The sequence below is a fragment of the Noviherbaspirillum sp. genome, from assembly GCF_035944575.1.
GTDB lineage: Bacteria > Pseudomonadota > Gammaproteobacteria > Burkholderiales > Burkholderiaceae_D > Noviherbaspirillum.
In genome coordinates this window covers 1-6975 of record NZ_DASZBA010000038.1, presented here as the reverse complement: position 1 = coordinate 6975, position 6975 = coordinate 1, and the positions used below count along the sequence as shown (strand labels likewise).

Here is a 6975-nt window from a genome sequence, read left to right as displayed (position 1 = left end):
CGAGGGTTGCAAGTGTCGCGCTGTACTCGCCGCCTTCGCCGTTGAATAACGTGATCGTGTCGCCGCATGCCAGCCGCAGCACATGGATGTGATGGGCGACCGGATCGGGAAGCCGCACGACGGCGCCGATCAAGAGGGGCTGTGGGATATGGAAACGCGGCATGTAGGCTCGGAAAGTCGGCGGGTCGTGAACAGGCAGATACGGGAAAGGCAAAGCTGATGGAGGCTTTGCCGGGAAGGCAATAGTGTAACCGCCCGTTTTAAATTTCGCCTTCCTGCCTCTGGTAAAATACGAGGTTTTTCGCCGCCCCGATTCCAACCGGCTTTATCTCCCGCCATCTATTCTGAATCACATGACTTCCTCGCTTCCGACTACCAAAATGGCCAATGCAATCCGTGCATTGGCAATGGACGCCGTGCAAAAGGCAAATTCCGGCCACCCAGGCATGCCGATGGGCATGGCGGAGATCGCCGTTGCCCTGTGGACCAAGCATCATCGCCACAATCCGCGCAATCCGAACTGGATCAACCGCGACCGCTTCGTCATCTCCAACGGCCACGGCTCGATGCTCCAATATGCGTTGCTGCACCTGAGCGGCTACGACCTGCCGATGGATGAAATCCGGAATTTCCGCCAGCTGCATTCGAAGACCCCCGGCCATCCGGAATTCGAAATCACGGTCGGCGTTGAGACCAGCACCGGCCCGCTCGGCCAGGGCATCACGAATGCGGTCGGCATGGCGCTGGCGGAAAAACTCCTGGCGGCGGAATTCAACCGGCCCGGCTTTGATGTCGTCGACCACTACACGTATGTGTTCACCGGCGACGGCTGCCTGATGGAGGGCATCTCCCACGAAGCCTGTTCGCTCGCCGGCACGCTGCGCCTGTCCAAGCTGATCGCGCTGTACGACGACAACGGCATTTCCATCGACGGCAAGGTCGATGGCTGGTTCACCGATGACACGCCGCAGCGCTTCGAAGCCTACGGCTGGAACGTCATCCGCAACGTCGACGGCCATGACGTGAACGCTGTCGATGCGGCGATTGCGCAGGCGAAAACCTCCGACCGACCGACCTTGATCTGCTGCAAGACGGTAATCGGAAAAGGCGCGCCTAATATGCAGGGGTCGGACAAGGTGCATGGCGCGGCGCTCGGCGACAAGGAAATTGCCGCGACGCGCGACGCGATCGGTTGGTCGCACGCGCCGTTCGAGATCCCGGCCGACGTGTATGAGGCATGGGACGCGAAAGCGGCCGGGCAGGCGCTGGAAGGGGAATGGAATACCTTGTTCAAGGCATATGACGAGCGTTATCCGGAATTGGCTGGAGAACTGCTGCGCAGGATGAAGGGCGAATTGCCGGGCAATTTCGCTGGCGCGGTCGATGCCTACATCGCCGCTTGCGCCGAAAAGAAGGAAACGATTGCAACCCGCAAGGCGAGCCAGAATGCGATCCAGGCGATGGCGCCGGTGCTACCGGAATTCGTCGGCGGATCGGCCGACCTGACCGGTTCCAACCTGACCAACTGGAAGGAATGCGTCGCGGTACGCTCGAATCAGCCGGGCAACCATATCAACTATGGTGTGCGCGAGTTCGGCATGGCGGCGATCATGAACGGCATCGCGCTGCATGGCGGCTACATCCCGTTCGGCGCTACTTTCCTGACCTTCTCGGATTACAGCCGCAACGCGATCCGGATGGCGGCGCTGATGAAGATCCGTTCGATTTTCGTGTTCACCCACGATTCGATCGGCCTCGGCGAAGACGGACCGACCCACCAGGCGGTGGAGCATATCTCCAGCCTGAGGCTGATTCCGCGCCTGGACAACTGGCGTCCGTGCGACACGGTGGAATCCGCCGTCGCGTGGCGTCATGCGGTCGAGCGCAGGAATGGCCCATCGACACTGATTTTTTCGCGCCAGAATCTGCCGTTCATGGAGCGCAGCGCGGAGCAGATCGCCACGATCGCCAAGGGCGGTTATGTATTGAAGGACGCGGCGGATGCGAGGGCCGTGCTGATCGCGACCGGTTCGGAGATCGAGCTGGCGATGAAAGCGGCCGACGAACTCGGCAAGCAGGGCGTGCCGGTACGAGTGGTGTCGATGCCTTGCACGGATGTATTCGACCGCCAGGATGCGGCTTACAAGGCAAGCGTGCTGCCGAAGGGCCTGCCGCGCGTGGCCGTGGAGGCCGGCGTCACGGACTTCTGGTACAAGTACGTCGGTCTCGAAGGCAAGGTGATCGGCATCGACACCTTCGGCGAGTCGGCGCCGGCGGGTGTTCTGTTCAAACATTTCGGCTTTACGACGGACAACGTCGTGGCTGCTGTGAAATCGGTTATTGCTTAAAAATTCAGCTTAACTTCAGGAGAAAACCATGACCATTCGTGTCGCAATCAACGGTTACGGCCGTATCGGCCGCAACATCCTTCGCGCTCACTATGAAGGCGGCAAGAAAAACGACATCCAGATCGTTGCGATCAACGATCTCGGCGATGCAAAGTCGAATGCCCACCTGACCCGCTACGACACCGCCCACGGCAAGTTTCCCGGCACGGTTGAAGTCGACGGCGAGTTCATGATCGTCAATGGCGACAAGATCAAGGTATTCGCGCAGCGCAATCCTGCCGAAATTCCATGGGGCGAGCTGAATGTCGATGTCGTGATGGAATGCACCGGCTTCTTCACCACCAAGGAAAAGGCATCGGCCCACCTGAAGGGTGGCGCCAAGAAAGTCATCATCTCGGCACCGGGCGGCAAGGATGTGGATGCAACCGTGGTGTTCGGCGTGAACCAGGACGTGTTGAAGGCAAGCGATACCGTCATCTCCAACGCTTCCTGCACCACCAACTGCCTGGCGCCGCTGGTCAAGCCGCTGCACGACAAGATCGGCGTGGTCAATGGCCTGATGACCACCGTGCATGCCTACACCAACGACCAGGTACTGACCGACGTGATGCACGAAGACCTGCGCCGCGCCCGTTCTGCAACCCAGTCCATGATCCCGACCAAGACCGGCGCCGCTGCCGCGGTCGGTCTCGTGCTGCCGGAATTGAACGGCAAGCTGGACGGCTTCGCGATCCGCGTGCCGACCATCAACGTGTCCATCGTCGACCTGTCCTTCGTTGCCGCGCGCGACACCACCGTGGACGAAGTCAACGCGATCATGAAAGAGGCGTCGGCCGGTGCACTGAAGGGCATCCTGACGTACAACACCGACCCGCTGGTCTCGGTGGATTTCAACCACAACCCGGCATCGAGCAATTTCGACGCGACGCTGACCAAAGTGTCCGGCCGCCTGGTGAAAGTGTCGTCCTGGTATGACAACGAGTGGGGCTTCTCCAACCGCATGCTCGACACGACCGTCGCATTGATGTCGGCCAAGTGATCCGGCGCCGAGTTGGTCTATCCTGACAACTCAGTATGCAGTGCAAAACGCCCCACTTGCTGGGGCGTTTTGCTGCCTTCGCCCGTAAATGATTGAAAAGCCGGTGCGAGGGATCATGTTTTTATTTAGTATGCAGTGCGTAGGTACGCGCGTGCGCACCGCCGCTCGACGGTAAATCGCTGCGACATTTTCGTTAGCCCGCCAACAGCCGAAGCAATGAACCCGAAACTAAGAAAACTGATTGCCGATAGCAGGGGTTTTCTGTTCTTCCTCCTCCTCATGCTGGTGGTGCGCAGCTCGGTTGCAGACTGGTACGGCGTACCGACCGCATCCATGTATCCGACCCTGCTGATCGGCGACCGTATCGTCGCTGACCGGCTCGCTTATGACGTCAAGTTGCCGTTCACCGATGTCATCGTCAAACGCATTGCCGATCCTAAGCGGGGCGACATCGTGACTTTCACCTCGCCGGAAGATGGCATACGGCTGGTGAAGCGTATTGTCGGGGTGCCGGGGGATGTGGTGGAGTTGAAGGGCGAAGCATTGATCATCAATGGGGTTCGGGCTGAGTATGGTCCGGCCGAGGCGGAAGTGGCGATGCATTTGATGCCGGATTACGACGGCAGGCAACTGGTGCTGCAGGAGCAGATTCTTGGCGGCCAATGGCCCATCATTCTCACGCCGGAGCGGCAAGGAATACGCACGTATGGCCCGGTTGTCGTTCCCGACGATTCTTATGTGATGCTGGGCGACAACCGGGACAACAGCAAGGATTCCCGCTATATCGGATTCATCAAGCGGGAGCTGCTGACCGGACAGGTCACACGTGTAGCCTTTTCACTGGATACGGAAAAATTCTATAAGCCCAGGGTGGAGCGGTTTGGCGCTTCTCTTGATTGACGCTTATCCGAAAATCGATTTCCACAGCGCGATAACATCCGCCGACTCCTTTGCAACCCGTGCGCCATCCACCCTGGCGCGATCCTCACCCTGCAGGCGGATCTGGTGCTGCATCTTGCGGTACTTGCGGTAGGCATCCGCCACGCTGCCCGCCAGCGTGGCGTCGATCAATCCGAGTTCGCCGCAGAGTTTCAACAAGGCGATGTTGCCGATATCGGCGGTCAGTCGGGGATGTTCGGAGGCATGGCGCAACACCAGGTACTGCACCATGAATTCGATGTCGATCATGCCGCCGGCATCATGCTTGAGATCGAAGCGGCCGGAGCGGTTCGGATGCGCGGTATGCAGTTTCCTGCGCATCGCCAGCACTTCGTCGCGCAACTTCTTCTCGTCGCGCGCTTGCTGCAGCACCTTTTCCCGGACTTCCTCGAAGCGGCTGCCGATCGTCACATCGCCGGCGCAGAAACGGGCGCGCGTCAGCGCCTGATGCTCCCATACCCAGGCCGACGTCGACTGGTATTTTTCAAAAGCCTGCAGGCGCGACACCAGCAAGCCGCTGGCGCCGTCGGGCCGCAGGGCGACATCGATATCGAACAGGATCCCGGACGAGGTATGGGTGGTCATCCAGGTAATGAAACGCTGGGCCAGCCGCGCATAATTGCCGGGCGCGTCGGGATGATCATCGTCATAGAGGAAGATGACATCGAGGTCGGATGCATAACCGAGTTCCTTGCCGCCAAGCTTGCCGTAGGCAATCACTGCGAACAGCGGCACTTCCCTGTGGCGGCTGGCCACCGTGCGCCATACCGCCTCCACGGTGACGTCCACCAGCACATCCGCCAGCGCCGACAGATGGTCCGCCAGCCGTTCCACCGTTAAATCGCCTTCCAGGTCCTGCGCCAGCAGGCGGAAGAGCTGGGCATGGTGCAGGTCGCGCAGCACGTTCATCTGCTGCTCGGTATCGGCTTCGTTCGCTTCGATCTGCCGTCGGCATTCAATCGCGAACGCCGGCCAGTCCGGCGCCGCTCGCAGAGTACGATCCTCCAGTAGTTCGTCGAGGAGAATCGGATGGCGCGTCAGGTATTTTGCCGCCCAGTCGCTGGCATCCATCATGCGGATCACGCGTTCCAGGGTATGCGGGTATTCGGTGATCAGCGCAAGATAGGCGGCGCGGCGGGCAATGGCTTCGAAAAAATCCAGCAGGCGGCCGAGGGTTGCCAAATGCGTTTCGGTGACGCTCGTGATGATCGGCAAGGCGGAGTTGATCAGCGCCGTCAGCCGGGTACGGCTGCTTTCCGGCAGGGACTGAAGCCGTGGCGATTGCCAGGTCAGCATCAGGCGCTTTGCCGCCGCCGGCACATCGCTGAAACCAAGCATGGCAAGGCGCGCTTCAACGGTCTCGATGCTGTCGTTTTCCGTGAGAACGGTCTGGGCCGGACCCGGTCCGGCCGGCTCCGGCTCGCCGCTGCTCTTGTCGCTGAACATTGCATCGAACTGCGCGGCCACGATGCCGCGCTGGCGGCCGAGTTCCTGCAGCAGCGAATCGGTATCGGAAAACCCCATCATTTTCGCGATCGTCAGGCGGTCTTCCGGATTGGCCGGCAGGGTATGCGTCTGGGCATCGTCCAGGTATTGCAGCCGATGCTCAAGATTGCGCAGAAAGGTATAGGCTTGCAGCAACTGGTCGACTTCCGCCGTGGTGAGCAGGTTCTTTTCCGCCAGCGTGCGCAGCGTGACTCGGGTGGAGCGGTCGCGCAGATCGGGGTCCCGGCCGCCGCGGATCAGTTGGAAAACCTGGGCCAGGAATTCAATTTCGCGGATGCCGCCACGGCCCAGCTTCACATTGTGGCTGCGCTCCGGATGTCGCGTTTCCTGGCGGATCACCTCGGCACGGATCTGCGCGTGCATGTTGCGCATCGCGTCGATTGCGCCGAAATCCAGGTAACGCCGGTATACAAAGGGGCGCACGATCTGTTCCAGCGCGGCGATATCGGACGGCTTGCCGGTGATGGCGCGAGCCTTCACCCACGCATAGCGTTCCCATTCGCGTCCCTGGACGATCAGATATTCCTCTACCATGCCGAGGCTGGCCGCAAGCGGTCCGGAGGCGCCGTTGGGACGCAGCGCCATGTCGACCCGGAAGGTAAAGCCGTCCTCGGTGATTTCGGACAGTGCGCCGATCAGCTTCTTGCCGAGACGGATAAAGAACTCATGATTGGAAAGCTGCCTTTGCCCGGAAGAATCAAGCCGGGTATCGCCGTCTTCCCCGTAGACGAAGATCAGGTCGATGTCCGACGAGACATTCAGTTCGCCGCCGCCGAGCTTGCCCATGCCCAGAACCATCAGTTCCTGAGGTTCGCCGGATTCGCGGCCAATCGGCGTGCCGTGGGCTTCGATCATTTCGGCGGTCAGCGCCGCGACATGGCTTTGCACCGCGAATTCGGCAAAGCTGCTGATCGTGTCGAGGACTTCCGCAAGCTCGGCCCGTCCGCCGAGCTCTCGTTCGATCAGTGTTGTGATAACGAGGTTACGCAAACGCCGCATCGCGCGCGGCAATGGCATGCCGGCTGCTGTTTCTGTTTGTAAAAGCCGAGCAAAATCCGTTGTGCTCATAGATAATCCGGCGAGGCCGGCAACCATGTCTGCACGGGCCGGATCGGCCGCCAGCCAGCGCGCATAGAATCGCGA

At 60.5% G+C, this 6975-nt stretch carries 5 protein-coding genes; 3 read left to right on the top strand and 2 right to left on the bottom strand.

Annotated features, from left to right (window positions below; genetic code table 11):
- A partial coding sequence (locus tag VGU61_RS02215; protein ID WP_326857465.1) for an RNA methyltransferase PUA domain-containing protein occupies nt 1-163 on the bottom strand: 163 nt, incomplete at its 3' end.
- A 190-nt stretch (nt 164-353) separates the two neighbouring features.
- On the opposite strand from VGU61_RS02215, the gene tkt reads away from it, so the two are divergent.
- The 3 genes from tkt (at nt 354) to lepB (ending at nt 4287) form a co-directional block, all read left to right on the top strand.
- Nucleotides 354-2348 carry a transketolase gene (gene tkt / locus VGU61_RS02210; RefSeq protein ID WP_326857464.1) on the top strand — a complete coding sequence of 665 codons (1995 nt, stop codon included), beginning with the start codon at nt 354-356 and terminating at the stop codon, nt 2346-2348.
- Between the two features lie 28 nt (nt 2349-2376).
- Nucleotides 2377-3387 (top strand): type I glyceraldehyde-3-phosphate dehydrogenase, encoded by a 1011-nt coding sequence (gene gap, locus VGU61_RS02205; RefSeq protein WP_326857463.1) that lies wholly within the window; start codon nt 2377-2379, stop codon nt 3385-3387.
- 216 nt (nt 3388-3603) lie between these two features.
- Nucleotides 3604-4287: a signal peptidase I gene (lepB, locus tag VGU61_RS02200; protein WP_326857462.1), complete on the top strand. Its 684-nt coding sequence runs from the start codon at nt 3604-3606 to the stop codon at nt 4285-4287.
- Nucleotides 4288-4290: 3 nt separating this feature from the next.
- Here lepB and glnE read toward each other — a convergent pair.
- On the bottom strand, nt 4291-6975 hold a 2685-nt coding region (gene glnE, locus VGU61_RS02195), incomplete at its 5' end, for a bifunctional [glutamate--ammonia ligase]-adenylyl-L-tyrosine phosphorylase/[glutamate--ammonia-ligase] adenylyltransferase (RefSeq protein ID WP_326857461.1).